Origin of the sequence: Pigmentibacter sp. JX0631 (assembly GCF_029873255.1) — a bacterium.
Taxonomy (GTDB): Bacteria; Bdellovibrionota_B; Oligoflexia; order Silvanigrellales; family Silvanigrellaceae; genus Silvanigrella.
Map to the genome: position 1 here is coordinate 1,531,247 of NZ_CP123622.1, position 17,846 is coordinate 1,549,092.

A 17,846-nucleotide genomic window follows, 5' to 3' on the forward strand; every position below is an offset into this window, starting at 1 on the left:
ATTGTAAAAAAAGCGCAATTTATTCTTTCCATGAATATGCAAAATAATGTTTCTAGTTACAATAAATCATCTTCATTTTCTTGAGAAAAATTTTCATTTAAATCATTGTTTTTATAAGGACAATTATCTTTATAACATTTTTTATAATCATTATTTATTTTTTTATCTAATAACCATGATTCAATAAATTCTTTGGTATAGATACGCCTGCGAGTTAGATACAAAAAATCTAATTCATTAGAATAATTTCCAAAATTATCATGCGATTTAACTTCTGGAAATGTTCTAAAAAAATTTATTTTATCATCAGATTCTGCCCGTGGAGGAAAACCCATTAAAAAGCGAATAAACCATTCTTCCATGATAATCGACCTCAATGATTTATGGTTAAATATTCCAAATCTAATTCACCATCCAAATAAATTCAATAAAATCATCAAATTACTTTATTATTACTTATTTATTGAGTAATCTAGGGTTACAACTTATCTGATCTGCTCATCAAATTAACCAAAGAAAAAAGGAAGCGGAATAAATCCCCATTTAGCAGGATAAGTTGAGTTATCCGGTGAGTATAGAATTCCAAGAAATGTTCCTTTCACAACAAACCCTGGAAACTTAGGAAAATAAGATTTTCTAGTTTTTAAAATTTCAGACGGGAACTATCCCTTTTTTCTCCGGATAACTTTTTAAGCTCTTATGTTGACAAGGTATCGTTCCGTACATGTTAAAGAAGTTCTATTTAATTTATAATCAATAAAATCAAATCTAAAACATTATGCGGATTTAACAGGACAATTGCCTTCATCTTGTATATTCATCATCAAGAGAGTTAAACCATTCAGGATCTGGCTCAAATTCATCATGTTGTAAATTAACATCATCTATTTCAAATTTATCTTTAGAAAGATCAATATTTAGATCACATGTTAATCTAAATGGTACACGTAGAAATTTATGATTTGTTGCTATGTGACAATCATCATATTCGACCTCACAATTAATTGATAATTTTGCAATACCATTCAAATATACTTTTATAATAACATTTTGATTATCAATAATTTCCTCAAATTTTGTATCAATTAAATCCAATTTTTTTATTTCAATGTCATGTATATCCATTCCTTCATGATAGTCACTTGGCTCAAATTGTTCAAGATATATATTTTCATTTATTATTAACGATTTCATGTTTTCAAAATTTTCTGAAATATATTTTTTTGATTTAAAATAAACATTATCATCTATTTCTTTAATGTATATATCTGTAAATTCCTCAAGTCTTTTTAATAAAACAATATTTTCATTATCTTTAAAGCATTCTTCATAATCAGGATCTCCAGACATAACTATTGCACGATTGTTTTTTACAAATGATTTTATACATTTTATATTGTAGGCATCTGGGAATTCATTCTTTTTAATTTTAAATGGTGGCTTTTTTTTAAAATAATCCTGTAATACATCTTTCATTGATATATCTGTAAATTCTGAAATATTTTCAACTTTAAAATCTTCCATAAATTTAAGAAAAAAGTCTATTTCTTCACTACAATTAATAATTTTATCGACATTTTCAATTGTTTTCTTTATGTGTATATTCGATTTTGATTTTTCTATTGCATCGATTGATTCACTATATTTCTTCTTTGCTTCTTCAATTATTACATATGTTGTAATTATTTTAATATGTTTATTCTCAGAAGCTTTTTTTATTGTATTGAATTTAGAATTATTAAAATCGTATTTTTCACTTGTAAATACTTGTGAATCAATAAATATATAGACCGTATTTATCTCATCTTTAGAAAACCACTCATGTAGTTTATTTTTTTTTTTCAAGATGCTGCATTTAAAATATTCCTCTGTTAGATTTACTTATATTTTTAGCCTATTTTAAATTAAACATTTATACTTAATTTAAATTAATATATTTTATCAACAAATATATATTTTTAGTATATATAAAATAAGCACAAATACGAGTACTAAAATAAAAATATAAAAAGACAATGGTATCTTATCTTTATAAAAATTTAATTTTAGTTCTTCATTAATCCAATCAATTTGATGTTGCCAAAAAAACTTGTAGTGGGCATACCAATCACTTAAGAAAACTTGTTTACTAATACTAATATTATTATAACTTTCATTAAATTTATCCAGAGAAGACTTTTCATTATCAAAGTTATTTTTTTCGGAATGTTTAACTTCAAAATAAAGATTCCTAAGATCATTATATATTTTAGTTAATTCTTTCCCTTTTTGTTCATAGGAGTTCTTTGTATCACAATAAAATCCGATATAAAGGCTTGAAAGACCAATAATTAAAAAGAGAGCCGTTATGTATTTACCAGAGAAAAAATCGACAAATAGACCTAAGATACCTGCCGCAAATGAAATAAATCCAATCCAACCAGGAGCTTTCTCTACAATATCAAATGTTGCAAAATGTTTTTTAGCCCCAAAACCAACATTATATGCTGATTGAGCTATCAATTTAAGTAAGTCTTCTTTACTCATTCAAATTTCCTTATTCAATTGGGACTAAAATACTGTCTTTTGCAACAACTACCCCGTTCTTAATTGCGTAACATTCTACAATATGATCTCCTCTAAATTGAGTCTCCTCATTCCTATTTAAATAACCTGCATCATCAAGAATTTGCCCTCGAATTAAATTTCTCTTTTGTGCTTCTATTCCTTTATTCAATACTTTCCATTTTAGTTCAAAAGGCTCTGGAATATCATTTTCAATTACTTTAAACAATAGATTATTTTTTGGTCTTAACTTAAATATTCTATCTAATTTTTCTAATAACCAAAAATTTCTAACTCCATTTTGGGTAACTTCACAATCTAATTTAATATGATATCGAATATCAATTGGATACCTATCTTCAATAAATTCTTCAGTATTATCATAATTAATTTCTGAATCTCTTTTTTCATCTTTATCCGACGAAGCTAATGGGAAAGGTTTTCCAAATATTTTTATCCATTTTTTATTAACTCCTTCAGAACCTTTGGCTTCAATTGCTTTTAAACATAAATCATATGCTTCTTTAGCTTTCTTTTGGAAACTTTTTTTAACATTTACTCTTTGCTTACTTCCAGGAGCATAATAATATGTTTGTTCAGATGGAAGATTTAAAAGATAATTAAAAAAATCTTTTACTAATGAATCAAATGAAGAGTAACTTTTTTCATCATAATCAGTAGTATCATTTAAGAAATTATATGATAAAGTATCAATCAATAAACCTCCCATTTCAATACCATGTTTATTTTTCCAAGCTCTAGCCATCTTACAAAGCTCTCTTAAATTACCATTTTTCTTTTTATTCAACTCCGAAATAGCATCAATTTCTTTTCTTGGATCTGTATTTTTCCAAGAACCACCATCATTCGTATCTGGATATTTAAAACTCCCATCATCTTCTTCAAAGGCAGGTAAAATTTCAAATGTTTGACCATCTGTAAAAGAGACCGTTACAACTTGTCCATCTCCACTCATTTCTGTATTAGGGTAACGCTCTTTTATTGCTTTTTTAGTTTCTTGTAAAAGATAAGACTGTTTTGTTTTAAATCTTTCCCATTGATCTTGAGGAAGGAAATAAATCATATCTAAATCAGAAATATCTTTAATAGCAGTATGTCTTCCATAAGATCCAACTTGCAAACTATTATTTGTTTTTGACTCTGTATCTCTAAAATATTTATTTAAAGAAGCTGTAATTTCAGCATATCTACTACTTATAATATCTTCATTATCAATTTTTAAATTCTCTAAAAATTTTTCGAACATATTTGCTACAGACATTACTGACATTCCTTTTCCCTTTCTTCAAGAAACCTAGCATGGTCCTCATAAGTGAATTCCGAGTAAATTGAAGTGGTTTCAATTCTAGAATGTCCTAACATTTTTTTAAGAGCAGGTAAGGGAACAGGCTCACGATTTAAAGCGTAACCCTTTGGATCAAGTGCAGCACGAGCAAACGTATGTCTTAATCTATGAGGTCCAAGACAAACATCTAAATTTGCAAGCCGCCCAATTTTTTGGGTGATATAATGAACCCCACGAGTGGTTAAAACGCCTCTTTGTCCTATGAATAAAAAATCAGAATAAACCCATTTGGGAACCTCTTTTCCTTTTTTAAAAAACGCTCTCCTATTTTTTTTAAAATATTATTTCTTGCACAAAGCCAAGGTTTTAATTCTTCTCTTGCATCTAAATTTAAAGGAACAAGACGTTCCTTTAATCCTTTTCCTTTTCTAACAAGAACTTTTCCCGTTTTTTCTCTGATTTCATGATCAGAAATACGAATAGCAACAAGTTCACTTGCCCGAAGCCCTGCATGACGTAATAAAGTAATAATCGCTAAAGAAAGACCATGATCTTTTTCTTCTAAATTATCGGCAAAACGGAATACTTTATTGGACTCATTGCAATCAATGGATTTAGTGGACGTGCGGACAATTAGAATTTGTTTTAAATTGCGAAAGGGATTTTGCTTATCAGCAACATCAAGGTCAGATAAAAAGCCGCAATGCTTTGGATTCTACGTTTGATAGTGGATGCTTTATGACTTTTTGCAATCAAATTCTCACGGTAGTTTCTTGCTGTGCTCATGCCGATGTTTTTGGCAGACGAGTAACCGCCGCCACTTTCTTTAAGCCACTCCAAAAATTGTCTCACATCCCTTTTGTATTCACGAAGACTCGCCTGGGTAAGATCCTTTATTTCGAAAAACTGAACCCAGTGATTAAAATCGTCCCATGCTTTTTCCAAAATAAGCCTTTTCCGATTAGCAGTCGAGATTTTGCTTGGATCTGCAATTGCACCTCAAGTCTAGTCTGCATGAAATCGCAAGGCAAAGTGGGCATTCGAAAAAGTAAGGAGTACCTTCAAATTCATAAACTTGTCTGCTAATGGAACTTAGCGGAAAAGTATGAGAAGAAAAACTTGCATATATAATCTTCAAAAAATATTTAATAATTTCAAAATATTATACAAAAATGTAATATTATAATTGATATTTTATTTTGGATAATACCTTTATAAGGGCTTAGCCAAAAAAAAATATCAGCTGATTTAAACTCATTTTTGTATTGCTGTTTAATTTTAGCTACTCTCTTATAAGGAGAGTAGCTAAAATTAAACAGCAAGATGATCCTAAAAAAATATTCAAGATTACCAATTACTTGCTTTATGCATGAGAAAAACTCAGGGTAAAATAATATTTTAAGAATTATTTATAGCTATTCAGCATTTAAAAATTACAAATTGATTTGATTTCTTGGAATTCTTTAGAATTAAAATAAATTTTATAAATGTTTCAATAGCATTTTTAGTTTTATTATTTTGTATCAAGCTATAATTTTCATTTATAACTGCTTCAATATACTCTTTTACATACTTATAAAAAATAATTGTTTTATAATCTTCCAATTAAAATTCTGATGCATCAGCTGAAATTTTATTTTTTAAAGTAATATCTGACATACATGTTTTTAAATTATCATAATCAAAAATATAGTATTTTACTTCAATATTATTTTTGCTGTATTTTAGCAAACAATATTTAATTTTTCAATTGTTGGATTTTCAGAAATCAACATACGAATTAATAGAAAATAGAATCAAAAAAGCAAACCTTGAAATAAAAAACCCTGGGTTCATTACCGCAGCTTCCCACGGAAGAGGAATAGCCCAAGGACTCATTACTACTATCGTACATTAAAACGGAAAAATCAAAGAGATTCCTTTGGAATTCAAAAGACTCGTATCTGCAGAAAGATACAATGCTGACAAGGTATCCTCAATAGATAGGGTAAAATCAATATTGGAACAAGGCTATTAATTTAAGAGAAGATTTTATTTAAAAATTCGTTTTGATCTCTTATTTTTTTCATATATATATCATCATTTATTCAAGTAATTAAGAAAACAAATTTAATTGCATTTTATTCTAATATAAAATAAGGCCGATATTCTTTTCATAACATCCTATTTACAAGTATAATTTCGACCCTCTTTTCATAAATCAAAACTTAAAAAATTTTAATTTATCATAAATCATTCCATTTTAAACTTTCACTACTCACTTAAATCTCACCCTTCCAATTGCTCACCAATTTTCATCTGCAACCAATTTTAAAAGGCATTCAACGAAATATTTCAAATTTTCCTTTCTACTTCAAAAACACTTTTTTTAGATAATGTGATTGATAATATTAATTTTATTTAATACTATGGGATTAATTAAAAACCCAGATAGTGGGTACTAAAGTAGACAGTGCAAATAAATTTCGTCCTTTATTTGCAGCTAAATGCTTCAAATGCTTATTATAGTACCAATGCCAGTTAAGAGTTGAGAATATGTATTTAGAAAAAGAACATGTACTTAAAAAGGCATGCAGAAAATCTTCCGAAAACATGTACAAGCAAGCCCTTTGTTGAACGGACTTTAGATGCCGTTTGAATACCACTAGATTCAATTAGCCAGTTGAATAGGATTTCAATTGATTGTCTAATTGAACTAACAGATTTTGAATATACTTTTTCATCGTATGAGAGAGTTTTTTTACTTCTTGAAAGTTTAATTGGAGTATGCAAGTTAGAATTTTTTTTAGCCAATTTTTGTTTAGTAAATTGATCGCAGTACGCTCGATCAGCAAATAGTTCTGAGTGATTTAAATTTAAAAGATCATTCTTAACCGCTGTTAAATCATGTGTTGCAGCACGTGTTATTTTCATTGATACCGGGGAAGCAAGGCGTTTATTTTTAAATAAAGCAGTAAGATGAAGTTTCAATCCAAAATAAAAAAAGATTTTTGGAAGAGCAGAAACCAATTGAAGAAATTTCTTTTGCTGTATTACATTTGTGAGCTCTAAAACCCTTTGCCAAGATAATTGGTAAAGAGTCAATTAGAACGAAAGGTTTAGTAGTATTTGAATTTAATTTGAACTTTTTATTCTGTAAAAGGAATTTAGAAAGTTCAGGAAAAAGATGATTCAGATTGTTAAGTCTAAATAAAAATCCTTCATAAGAAGGTAAATTTGGAAACCATTCACTAAGGAAATTTTTTGTAAATTTAAAAATTGATTTTATATTTTTAAGTTCATTCAAAATTCCAAAGATGTAAATTGTGATGGTTTCTTCATCAGTAAACGAAGGATTTGAATTAGGACTTATTTTTAAAAAAATGTAGGGAGAAAGTTGAGAAAAAAATTTGCAGGAAGTAAGGTAAACGGTAATGAGTTGGTTCTGCCAATCCATTGGTAGCTCCTTTGTTACTTTGTTTTAAGCAACAATTAACTAACAAATTGGAGCTATTTCTTCAATCTTCACAATATTTTTCTCAACTCTTAACTGGCATTACCACTATATATATCAAAAATATTTGGTTTCCATTATTAAATGAGATCTGCCTATGAAAATATCGATTCTTAAATTTTGCATTTTGTTTGCATTCTATTTTCTTCTAGTTCTAAATTTTCCACTAATCACTGGATACTTAGAAATAGAAAAATTAATTCATTTCAAAGATTATTTAGAATTTATATTGGTTTTATTTAATATTTTATCAATACTATTTCTAGCATTATTTCTAATAAGTTTTACTTACTTAACAAAAGCATTCTTAATTATTTTACTTTTTCTTTCATCATTAAGCTTTTATGCAATTACTAATTACAATGTTGATTTAAACAACGCAGATTTAGTAAGAAGTTTTTTTACAACAACAATTATCGAAGCTTCATCATTTTTAACATTAAAATTTTTTGTTACAATTTTCTTAACTTTCATTCTACCAACAATATTTATTGCTAAATCAAAAATTATTTATCCTAAAATTCATAAATTTCTGCTGCAAAAAATTATTCTTTTCATTTTAATAACTTGTTTTACCCTAAGCACATTTTTAAATCATCAGGTCTATACTTCTCTAGCTGCAGAAACAAAAACTTCAGATATGATTGCAAAAAATTTTATTCCTCTAAATTACTTGCATGGGTTAAAAAGATATATAAAAGTTTCAGTTAAAAAAAATAGTAAAGAAAAATTTATAACTTTCAATTCAAGCAGAATTGATATTCCTAAAAAGGAAAATAAGAAAACAATTTTTATTTTTATCTTAGGAGAATCGGCTAGAGCAAAAAATTTTTCCTTAAATGGTTATAAAAGAGAAACAAACCCTCTCTTGAAAACACAAAATATTTTTAATTTTAGCGATTTTTATTCTTGTGGTACCATTACAAATGTTTCACTACCTTGCATGTTTTCTAGCTATGAGAGAAAAAACTATTCATTAGATAAATATGATCACACTGAAAACTTACTAGAAACAATTGCAAAAAACAATTATAAAGTTGAATGGTATGACAATGGTATGGGTAGCCAAGGCGTGACCAGAAATGTAAAAGAAATAGTTTTAGGTGATTTTTATTCTTCAAATTTCGATGAAGTTTTACTCAAATCCATGCCAACAAAACAGCAATTGGAAAATGATAAAAACGATTTATTTCTTGTTTTGCATCAAAGAGGAAGTCACGGGCCAGACTACAACAATCGCTATCCGAAAGAGTTTCAAAAATTCTTACCCATATGTAATAATGTAACATTAAAGTCATGTTCTACTGAAGCTATAATAAATAGTTACGATAATTCAATTTTATACACAGATTATATTATTAATTACACAATTTCATATTTAAAAGAATTAGGAAATGAATCATACCAAACCGCCATGTTATATGCCTCAGATCATGGGGAATCTCTTGGTGAATATGGATTATATATGCATGGTGAACCATATTTTGTTGCACCAATAGATCAAAAACATATTCCATTTATTTTATGGTTTTCTGATTCTATGCAACAAAGAAAAAATATAGATGAAAAATGTTTAAGAAATAAACTGAAAAACTCATTTTCGCATGACAATATTTATCACACAGTTTTAGACTTTTTAGAGATAAAGTCATCCTCATTTAAACCTGATCTAAGCATTTTAACCAATTGCGCAACTTCTGTTACATAGAAATTAAGAAGCTTCACCTTCATGAAAGTCTAGACTTTTATAACTAGTTTCTTTTAAACTAAATAAAGCAATGACACCTAAAGTAAAAATAATTGTTGCAGACAAAACTAACCCAACCCAAATTTGATGAAATTGTCCCGCCATCCATGGGACAAAGGCGTTCATCACAATTAATGAACAACGAGCTAAATTTGATATTACAGAAGAGGCAATATTTCTTTGATTTGTGCCAAAGCTTTCTGCTGCAAAAACCATAAATATTCCTGAATAACCACTGGCAAGACCGATTAAAAGTAAAATAGTATAGTACAACTGAATGGTGAGTAAGTTTCCTAAAGAGAATAACGTAATTGCAAGAAGCATAATAAAAAGTGCACTAAAAATAGATTTTTTCCTACTTGCAGTTAATTTAGCTAGGTAAGGAAAAAAGTAGGCTCCAAAAAATGAACCGATAAAGTAGATAGCTAAAGAAAGTCCCTGATTTATTGTTTCTTTAATTCCTACTGATTTTGCTACTTCAGGAGCAAAATTTACAAAAAATGCCATAAACCAAAATGGAATTATCGATAATAAAAATGCAATTAGTTTTCTTAATGAATTTTTATTTAGAAGCAATAATTTTAAACTTCCACGTGCAATATGCTGTTTATTTTTTAAATTTTGAAAGATAATAGAATCAGCAACAGATATTCTTACAATTAATAAAATTAACCCTGCAATCCCGCCTACGATAAATAAAGTTTTCCAAGCAAAGAAAGTTCCAATAAATGCAGCTAGCATTCCACCAATAACACCTGATGAGTAAATTATTCCCGAAGCCCTACCTCTTTCTTTTGTATCAAGAATTTCACTTAATAATGTAATTGAGGCTGCAAATTCACCGGCTAAGCCCACTCCTGCTATAAACCGCATAAATGCAAACATAGGGACCGATGTGACAAAAGTATTTAAAATTATTGCTATAGAATATACCAAAATACCTAATCGGACTGCCGACATCCGACCAAATTTATCACCCCAAATACCACTTAAAACCCCACCTACAACAACTCCAAGTGCTTGGGAATTAAACATTAAAGAACTAACTTTTAGATATTCATGCTCAGGAACTCCTAATGAAATTAAGACAGGAATTCTTACCACAGCAAAAATAGTGAGATCAAAAAAATCAATCATATAGCCCAAAGCTAAGATAAAAATTATAAAATTAGGATTTGTTTTCATTTATTCGTTTCCTTAATTGGATCAGAATTATAATTGTGTAACAACTGCATAAGCTGATTTCTTTGTAACTTTCCTAATGGAGTTCTAGGTATTTTGTCAATAAAGTAATGCTTATTTAATCTTTCAAAAGGAAAGACTTGCTTATTAAATTTTTCTATCACATTATTTATTAGAGAATTTTGCTTATCGTTTTCACTCTTTTCAAAGACGATTGATATTTTATTTTGCAATCTATTATCATTTTCTACTATTATTGCCGAATCAATTCTTACTTTTTGTTCAGAAAGAATATTTTTCATAATAAAATCTAGCCTAGTAAGAGAAACAGATTCTCCACTAATTTTTATAACATCATCAATTCTACCAATAATAGAAAGATAACCTTTGTCGACTCTTCCAATATCACAGGTTTTTAAACAATTAATTTTTTTGTCATTACAACTTATTTCATTCAAAGGATTGATAAATTGATAATTATTATAATTAAACTTTACATAACCAGTTAATAAAGAATTGCCTGATATAGTTATACAACTATCACTATCTAAAAAAACATTTAAGTGCTCTAAAATTTTTAATTTAGGAAAATCTTCTTGCTCTGACCAAAATTCATTTATATTACTTGTTGCAACCTGAGAACAAGTTTCTGACATACCATAACTTAAGAAAATTGGCCATTTTAAAGCTTTTGCTGCTTTATAAATTGAGTAAGATAATCCGCCCCCTCCTACAATTACAGCTCTTAAATATTTAGGACAAGTTAAATTTAATGCTATTATATCGTAAATTTGAGTTGGCACTAATGATGTTACTGTTACTTTTTCATTTTTTAGCAATTCAACAAAGTTTACAGGATCCCATTTAGCAGAATAGTTAGATAAATCTAAATGCTTTGCCCCAGATAAAAATGCTCTTGCATAAGTAGCTAAACCTCCAATATGAAAAATAGGTAATGGATTTAAAATAATATCTTTTGCAGTTGTATATAGATGTTTATTAACAGACTCAGCACTATTTAAAATTGCTTTCTTATTCAAAGCAACTAACTTTATATCTTCAGGAGATACAGCCGTTGATCCTGAAGTTGCTAAAAAAATATGATTTGACAAATTAAATTCTGACTCAATTGCATTTAATTTAAATTCATATGTTGGCATAGCTTTGGGATTTAAGAAGATATGCGAAGATTCAGAAAGCCAGTCTATACTTTTCATATCAACTCCTTCCAATTCTCTTTTTGTAAATATTCATCAAATCCAAATCCTGTTCCTTCTCCTGATGGAATGAGCTTTGAATCTTTAATAGAAAAAGTTTCTGAATATTTATTTTTTTCATATAAAGAATGGGTTAAAAATCCACAATGAAAATTATCAAAAATATTTCCTTTTTTTAGAAACAAACCAGCTTCATATAAGGCACATAGTTGTCCTAACGGATGATCCATATAACTAGTAAAAACTAAATTTGATTGAAAATTACTGTAATTTAATTTTTGCACAGCAGGTTTAATAACATAAAAGTCAACAGGCACTTCATGAATACTTGAAAGCTGATTATCAGTGAATCTATCTAAAGCTAAATTAAGATTTAAATATCTTTCTTTAATATGAAAATAGCCCTTATAAAATTCAGGAAATGGGTCTTCAATAAAATCTATTATGTTTAAATAGGGACGAATTATATTCAGAAACAATTCAAATAATTCTTTGCTTAAAGTATTATTAAAATCAATCCTTACTTTTATTTTATTTTCACACAATATTTCAAAAATAGTAGTCAATTTCTGTTGAATTTCTAAAATATTAATACCAAGTTTTATTTTTATTTTTTCAAATCCCTGATTTTTAAGTTCAAGAATAAAATCCAAATTTAACTCATTAAAATCAACCACTGTTAAGTGATTTTTAGGATTTATAATTTTAGTTAAAATATTTTCTTTTTTGCTTCTAAATTTCGCATCTAAATATGAAAAATAAATGCATTTCATCAATTGATTATTTAATATCTTTGCTTTTAAATTTTCAAGTTGCTTTATTCCTTGTAAATCACCTAGCTCTGGCCAAGTAAATAAATCGCAATAACCATTGCCTAATTTTTTAAATTCAAATTTTAGTAAATATCCTTTTCTTAAATTTAAATCAGATTTACTATTTAGCTTTTTTAATGGGGCTAAATGATATTCAGAAAAATATATTTTATTAATTTGAGCGAAAATATTCATATTATTTTATCTAAAAAACTTTGCTGTAATTATTTTTTCTTCATCTATAAGTGCATTATTGTTATAACTTTGTTCAAAAATATTTAGACTTTCATCTTGAGATATCGCAAAAAGAATAGTTGTTCTTGTCCCATATTCTTTTCCAGAAATAAATAAAGATGAAAGAAAGATTTCTTGTTCCTCTGAAACACCTGTTTTTGGCAATAAACTTAATTCATATTTTTTAGAGTTCATCATTTCATTCTTGAAATAATTCCAAAGATCGGCAATAGATTTCTTTCGATTCTGGAATGAGTTCACAAAAGATAAAAATTTAGATTTATTTTCTACTACTTTAGGCCATTTCTCATCAAGAGAACCATTGCTTAATCCATAAATATATTTTTCTTTAGTAGAAGTATTTGCTATTTTTTTTGCTAATTTTTCTTTGCTATTATAGTAATAAATTGTTTCAGAATCTGAAAAAATTAGATTAAAGTAATTATAATTATCATTATTTTGTTCTAAGTATTTTACATAATCAGAACAATTTAAATTAGAGCTCAAAAAATGTGGGATAATCTCACCTCTTGAGCGAAGATCTTTTTTAAAGGATCTTAAATCTCTTATATTTGTAATTATTGCCCATCTTGTTTTGATTTTATTTTGACAAGCAAACCAAGTGCCTCTTTTGGAATCATCCCGAGGACTAAATACAGAGTTACCATATTCAGTCAATGAATGATTCCAACCATTTATCATTCTGGCTTTTCTCCCACGATATTCATCTCTATTTGAGATCAATAAAATAGGAAAAGATTCAAAATGATTTATAAATAAGAAAAGAGTACACACAAAAATTTACCCTATTAATATGCCTATGCTAAATAATATTCCAAATAGTAGCTGCAATAATGCTGACATTCCTAAATATTTATTAAAAATTCTTGAAGGTTCTTGATGAAATAAATCTTTTACTATTTTAATAGCCAAAGGTAAAGTAACAAAAGGTAAAAGAGCGCTCCAAGAATTAATTTCATAAAACCAATAAAGATGAATGCTATAAGTAGAAAAATATAAAAACAATATTTCATATTTTGCAAAGCAAGGACCAAATCTTGCGGCTAATGTCATTTTTCTAACTTTTCTATCTTCCAAATAATCACGGTAATTATTTATAGAGATAAGAACGGTAGCAAGTAACCCAACTTCAAGGCCAGCTATAAGAGCGGCTGTATTTAAAAATCCTGTTTGTAAATAAAACACTCCACCAACAGCAACTAAACCAAAAAATAAAATAACAAATAACTCACCCAATCCTTTATAAGCAAGAGGATAAGGCCCTCCAGTATATAAGTACCCAAAAAGTAACGCAACAAGGCCAATTACAATAATAGGAAAACCGGAATGTAACACTAAAGGAATAGCTAATAAGACTGAAATTAAAAAACTTAAAAATCCACCGATCATCACCTGTTTGGCGGATAGTAATCCACTTTGGGTGACTCGCTTAGGACCTAATCTGTTTTCGTTGTCAGCACCTTTTTTAAAATCTAAAGCATCATTAATTAAATTTGTACCAATTTGAATAAATATCGTTGAAAATAATGCCAGAATACTAAGGAAACAAATTTTCTGATAATTAACTGTTAACGAATAGTGAAATGATAACATTGTTGAAATTAAAATAGGAGTTACTGCTGCTGATAATGTTTTCGGACGAGCAGCAAGTAGCCAAGGATAAATTCCTTGTTTTGTAGTCAGAGCGTCAGACATGATACCTCAAGGAAATCTATCAAATTTATCAAAATTAGGTTTACGTTTTTCTATAAAGGCATTTTTTCCTTCTTTGGCTTCTTCGCTTAGATAATACAATAAAGTGGCATTGCCAGCAAAATCCAATAATCCAATTTGTCCATCACAATCAGCATTTAATGCTGTTTTCAAACAGCGTAGAGCAAGTGGGGAATGTTGCATCATTTCTCTGCACCATTTTAAAGTTTCTTCTTCTAATTTATCTACTGGCACCACATGATTTACCAGTCCCATTTCTAAAGCTTGTTGCGCATTATATTGACGGCAAAGATACCAAATTTCACGCGCTTTTTTTTGCCCAACAATACGCGCTAAATAACTGCTTCCTAATCCGCCATCAAAAGATCCTACTTTAGGACCAGTTTGCCCAAATTTTGCATTATCTCCAGCTATCGTTAGATCACAAACAACATGGAGGACATGCCCTCCACCAATTGCATAACCCGCAACCATCGCTACAACTGGTTTAGGCATTGAACGAATTGATTTTTGCACATCCAAAATATTTAATCTTGGTAACCCATCTTGCCCAACATATCCGCCATGGCCACGGACTTTTTGATCTCCGCCAGAACAAAATGCCTCTTTTCCTTCACCAGTTAAAATAATCACTCCAATTTTTGGATGATCTCTACATACTTCAAAAGCTTTTAGTAACTCATTTACAGTTTCTGGTCTAAAAGCATTTCGCACATGTGGGCGATTAATTGTTATTTTTGCAATACCATCTTCAGTTCTCTCTAGTTTAATATCTTCAAAATCTTGCATTTTATGCCAATTGTTTTGATTCACTTCTGACTCCTTCAACAAGTGTTTTTAAAACCAAAAAAGTTATTTAACTGAAAAAAATTATATTTCCAAGTTATATAACTTTTTTTTATATAAAGTTATTTAATTCATTTTTTACTTATAGCTTGGCCATGCTATTTCAAGAATTTCTAGTATTTCATTTTCACCTATTCTTGAATTTTCACCTAATTTAACACCTTTACTCGTTTCCATAACTTTTTTTGCTATGTGTTTTAATTCTTTTTTAGGAATTTTATATTCAGAAAGTCTTGTTTTTGCTCCTAATGATCTAAAAAATTTCTCTGTTTTATTAATAGCAGTTTTAGCAATTTTTGCTTCAGAATTATAATCTAAAGAAAATACATTTTTACCAAATTCGACTAATTTTTCTTTTTTATAATCATATTCATGTTGGAGTAAAGCAGGAAGAATTACGGCAAGAGTCTGAGCATGATCTAGCCCAAATAATGCCGTTATTTCATGACCAATTTCATGCGTGGCCCAATCCTGTGGCACTCCTTTCCCAATCGTGCCATTTAAAGCTTGGGTAGCACACCACATTATATTTGCTCTATTATTGTAATCCTCTTTTCTTTTTATTGCTTTTGGACCTTCTTCGATCAAAGTTTTTAAAATGGCTTCACTTTGTCTGTTTTGTAACGGAGAATTTATTTTATAAGTTAAATATTGTTCAGTGACATGGACAAAAGGATCTATAATACCATTTATAACTTGTCTTTCTGGCAAAGAAAACGTAACAGATGGATCAAGTATTGAAAATTCTGGATAAGAATGTGCTGAAAAAAAACCTTTTTTTGCATTCACGCTTCGTCTGGATATGACACTGAAGCCATTCATTTCTGAACCAGTTGCGGGTAAAGTTAATACACAACCTAGTGGAATTGCCTTTTCACTTTGAGCTCCCATGACCAATTCCCAAGGATCATTCTTTTTATATTTAGCTGCACTTGCTATAAATTTACAACCATCGATAACCGATCCTCCACCAACTGCTAAGATAAAATCGATTTTACATTTTTTACATAACTCAACAGCTTTCATTAGGGTTTCATATTCAGGATTTACTTCAATACCTGAAAACTCATAAACATCTTTATGAATTAATGCTTGTTTAATTTGTTCATAAACGCCATTTTTTTTTATTGAACCACCGCCATAAGCAAATAATATTTTTTCTTTATTTTGTAATAAAGTTGGCAGGTTTCCAATTGTATCTTTTCCAAAAATAATTTTTACCGGATTAAAAAGTTCGAAATTTAACATATATTTTTACTCTTTAAATTTATAAGTTAATTTTAATTCTCTTGCAGCCTTAACTTCATCAACTTTTTCACGAAATGCTTTTTTTGGATAAGACTGTGCTGAATCTTGCAAAGTAACTACTTCTTTAATTGCATTAATAAATCTATCCAGTTCATCTATACTTTCAGTTTCTGTAGGTTCAACCATTAAGGCATTTTTTACACACAATGGAAAATGAACTGTAGGTGGATGCATCCCATAGTCAATCAAAGCTTTTGCAATTTTTGTTGTATCCCAACCAGATTCTTTTTGATTTTTATCATTAAAAACGACTTCATGTAAGTGATTTCCTTCTACAGGAATATTTAATACATCTTTTAATTGGGATTTAATATAATTAGCATTAAGAATTGCATTCTCACTCACATTTTTTAAACCATCTCTTCCTAAGGCTTTAATGTAACACCAAGCTCTAATAAACATTCCATAATTACCATAAAATGCTTTTACTCTGCCTATCGTTTTTGAAAAATTATAATTTAAATTATATTTTCCATCTTGAACTTCAACTCTAGGAATAGGTAAAAAAGGTTCAAGTTTTGCGCTTACCGCAATAGGGCCGCTTCCTGGTCCACCACCACCATGTGGAGTAGTGAAAGTCTTATGTAAATTAAATTGAATAACATCAGCTCCATAGTCACCAGGTCTACTCAACCCAAGAACAGCATTCATGTTAGCGCCATCAATATAAAGTAACGCATCTTTATCATGTAAAGCTTTTGCAATATCTTTAATATTTTTTTCAAATATTCCTAAAGTATTTGGATTTGTAATCATCATTGCGGCTACATCATCATTTAACACTGCTTGAACAGAATCTAAAGAAACAGATCCATCACTTCCAGTCTGAATTTGAACAATATTATAACCCGCTAATGCAGCGCTAGCAGGATTTGTTCCATGCGAAGTATCAGCTGTAATTATTGTTTTCTTCTGTTTCCCTTTATTTCGGTGATAGGCAGAAATTAATAATAGTCCTGTGAATTCACCTTGGGCACCAGCACTTGGTTGTAAGGAAACAGCTGGCATTCCTGTTATTTCTTGTAAATCTTCTTGTAATTCATACATTATTTGTAGATGCCCCTGTGACCATTCGATAGGGTCATAAGGATGAAGTTCACAAATAGATGCACTTCTTGCTACCTCTTCATTTAATCTAGGATTATGCTTCATGGTGCATGATCCTAAAGGATATATTCCTAAATCAATTGCGTAATTCCACGTTGAAAGACGCGTAAAATGCCGAACTACTTCGGGTTCAGATAATTCTGGAAGTCGGGCTTTATTTTTTCTTGTTACTTTATTGTATAATAATTTATGATCTATTTTTGGGACATCTAGTTTAGGCAAACCAATTCCATATCCACCTTTACGAGATTTTTCAAAAATCACTTCTTCTTCTAAAACTATATTATGACCTGTAGTTTTTTGTAAATAATTCATT

16 protein-coding genes are annotated in these 17,846 nt (G+C 28.9%); 1 reads left to right on the plus strand and 15 read right to left on the minus strand.

The annotated features are described in order from the left end of the window. Nucleotides 1-56: 56 nt before the first annotated feature. The 7 genes from QEJ31_RS06640 to QEJ31_RS06670 form a co-directional block, all read right to left on the minus strand. Nucleotides 57-362 (minus strand): hypothetical protein, encoded by a 306-nt coding sequence (locus QEJ31_RS06640; protein WP_280592999.1) that lies wholly within the window; start codon nt 360-362, stop codon nt 57-59. A 442-nt stretch (nt 363-804) separates the two neighbouring features. Further along, nucleotides 805-1,845 carry a PIN domain-containing protein gene (locus tag QEJ31_RS06645; RefSeq protein ID WP_280593000.1) on the minus strand — a complete coding sequence of 347 codons (1,041 nt, stop codon included), beginning with the start codon at nt 1,843-1,845 and terminating at the stop codon, nt 805-807. A 96-nt stretch (nt 1,846-1,941) separates the two neighbouring features. Then, nucleotides 1,942-2,526, minus strand: a complete 585-nt coding sequence (locus QEJ31_RS06650) for an SLATT domain-containing protein (protein ID WP_280593001.1) — start codon at nt 2,524-2,526, stop codon at nt 1,942-1,944. 10 nt (nt 2,527-2,536) lie between these two features. After that, complete coding sequence (locus QEJ31_RS06655) at nt 2,537-3,826, minus strand: nucleotidyltransferase (protein WP_348524552.1); 1,290 nt, start codon at nt 3,824-3,826, stop codon at nt 2,537-2,539. A 669-nt stretch (nt 3,827-4,495) separates the two neighbouring features. Continuing rightward, nucleotides 4,496-4,795, minus strand: a complete 300-nt coding sequence (locus QEJ31_RS06660; protein ID WP_280593003.1) for a site-specific integrase — start codon at nt 4,793-4,795, stop codon at nt 4,496-4,498. Between the two features lie 1,596 nt (nt 4,796-6,391). Then, a complete protein-coding gene (locus QEJ31_RS06665; RefSeq protein WP_348524546.1) occupies nt 6,392-6,859 on the minus strand; it encodes a transposase in 468 nt (155 codons plus the stop codon). After that, nucleotides 6,792-7,286, minus strand: a complete 495-nt coding sequence (locus QEJ31_RS06670; RefSeq protein WP_280593005.1) for a hypothetical protein — start codon at nt 7,284-7,286, stop codon at nt 6,792-6,794. Before QEJ31_RS06670 ends, QEJ31_RS06665 begins: the two co-directional genes overlap by 68 nt. Nucleotides 7,287-7,440: 154 nt before the next feature. Between QEJ31_RS06670 and QEJ31_RS06675 the strand changes: the two genes are divergently transcribed. Beyond that, the gene (locus tag QEJ31_RS06675) at nt 7,441-9,051 is read left to right on the plus strand and encodes a sulfatase-like hydrolase/transferase (RefSeq protein WP_280593006.1); all 1,611 of its coding nucleotides are present in this window, start codon (nt 7,441-7,443) and stop codon (nt 9,049-9,051) included. A gap of 3 nt (nt 9,052-9,054) precedes the next feature. Here QEJ31_RS06675 and QEJ31_RS06680 read toward each other — a convergent pair whose 3' ends face one another. From QEJ31_RS06680 to gcvPB, 8 genes are all read right to left on the minus strand, one after another. Continuing rightward, nucleotides 9,055-10,275 (minus strand): MFS transporter, encoded by a 1,221-nt coding sequence (locus QEJ31_RS06680; protein WP_280593007.1) that lies wholly within the window; start codon nt 10,273-10,275, stop codon nt 9,055-9,057. Then, nucleotides 10,272-11,489: a class I adenylate-forming enzyme family protein gene (locus QEJ31_RS06685; RefSeq protein ID WP_280593008.1), complete on the minus strand. Its 1,218-nt coding sequence runs from the start codon at nt 11,487-11,489 to the stop codon at nt 10,272-10,274. The genes QEJ31_RS06680 and QEJ31_RS06685 overlap by 4 nt, the downstream gene beginning before the upstream one ends. Beyond that, a complete protein-coding gene (locus tag QEJ31_RS06690) occupies nt 11,486-12,496 on the minus strand; it encodes a hypothetical protein (protein WP_280593009.1) in 1,011 nt (336 codons plus the stop codon). Before QEJ31_RS06690 ends, QEJ31_RS06685 begins: the two co-directional genes overlap by 4 nt. A 6-nt stretch (nt 12,497-12,502) precedes the next feature. Continuing rightward, on the minus strand, nt 12,503-13,330 hold the full coding sequence (locus tag QEJ31_RS06695) for an NRDE family protein (RefSeq protein ID WP_280593010.1): 828 nt from the start codon (nt 13,328-13,330) through the stop codon (nt 12,503-12,505). Between the two features lie 6 nt (nt 13,331-13,336). Continuing rightward, complete coding sequence (menA, locus tag QEJ31_RS06700) at nt 13,337-14,251, minus strand: 1,4-dihydroxy-2-naphthoate octaprenyltransferase (RefSeq protein ID WP_280593011.1); 915 nt, start codon at nt 14,249-14,251, stop codon at nt 13,337-13,339. 6 nt (nt 14,252-14,257) lie between these two features. Beyond that, the gene (gene menB, locus QEJ31_RS06705; protein WP_280593012.1) at nt 14,258-15,082 is read right to left on the minus strand and encodes a 1,4-dihydroxy-2-naphthoyl-CoA synthase; all 825 of its coding nucleotides are present in this window, start codon (nt 15,080-15,082) and stop codon (nt 14,258-14,260) included. Between the two features lie 111 nt (nt 15,083-15,193). Then, complete coding sequence (locus tag QEJ31_RS06710) at nt 15,194-16,363, minus strand: iron-containing alcohol dehydrogenase (RefSeq protein WP_280593013.1); 1,170 nt, start codon at nt 16,361-16,363, stop codon at nt 15,194-15,196. A 6-nt stretch (nt 16,364-16,369) separates the two neighbouring features. Then, nucleotides 16,370-17,845 carry an aminomethyl-transferring glycine dehydrogenase subunit GcvPB gene (gene gcvPB / locus QEJ31_RS06715; RefSeq protein ID WP_280593014.1) on the minus strand — a complete coding sequence of 492 codons (1,476 nt, stop codon included), beginning with the start codon at nt 17,843-17,845 and terminating at the stop codon, nt 16,370-16,372. Between the last annotated feature and the right edge of the window lies 1 nt (nt 17,846).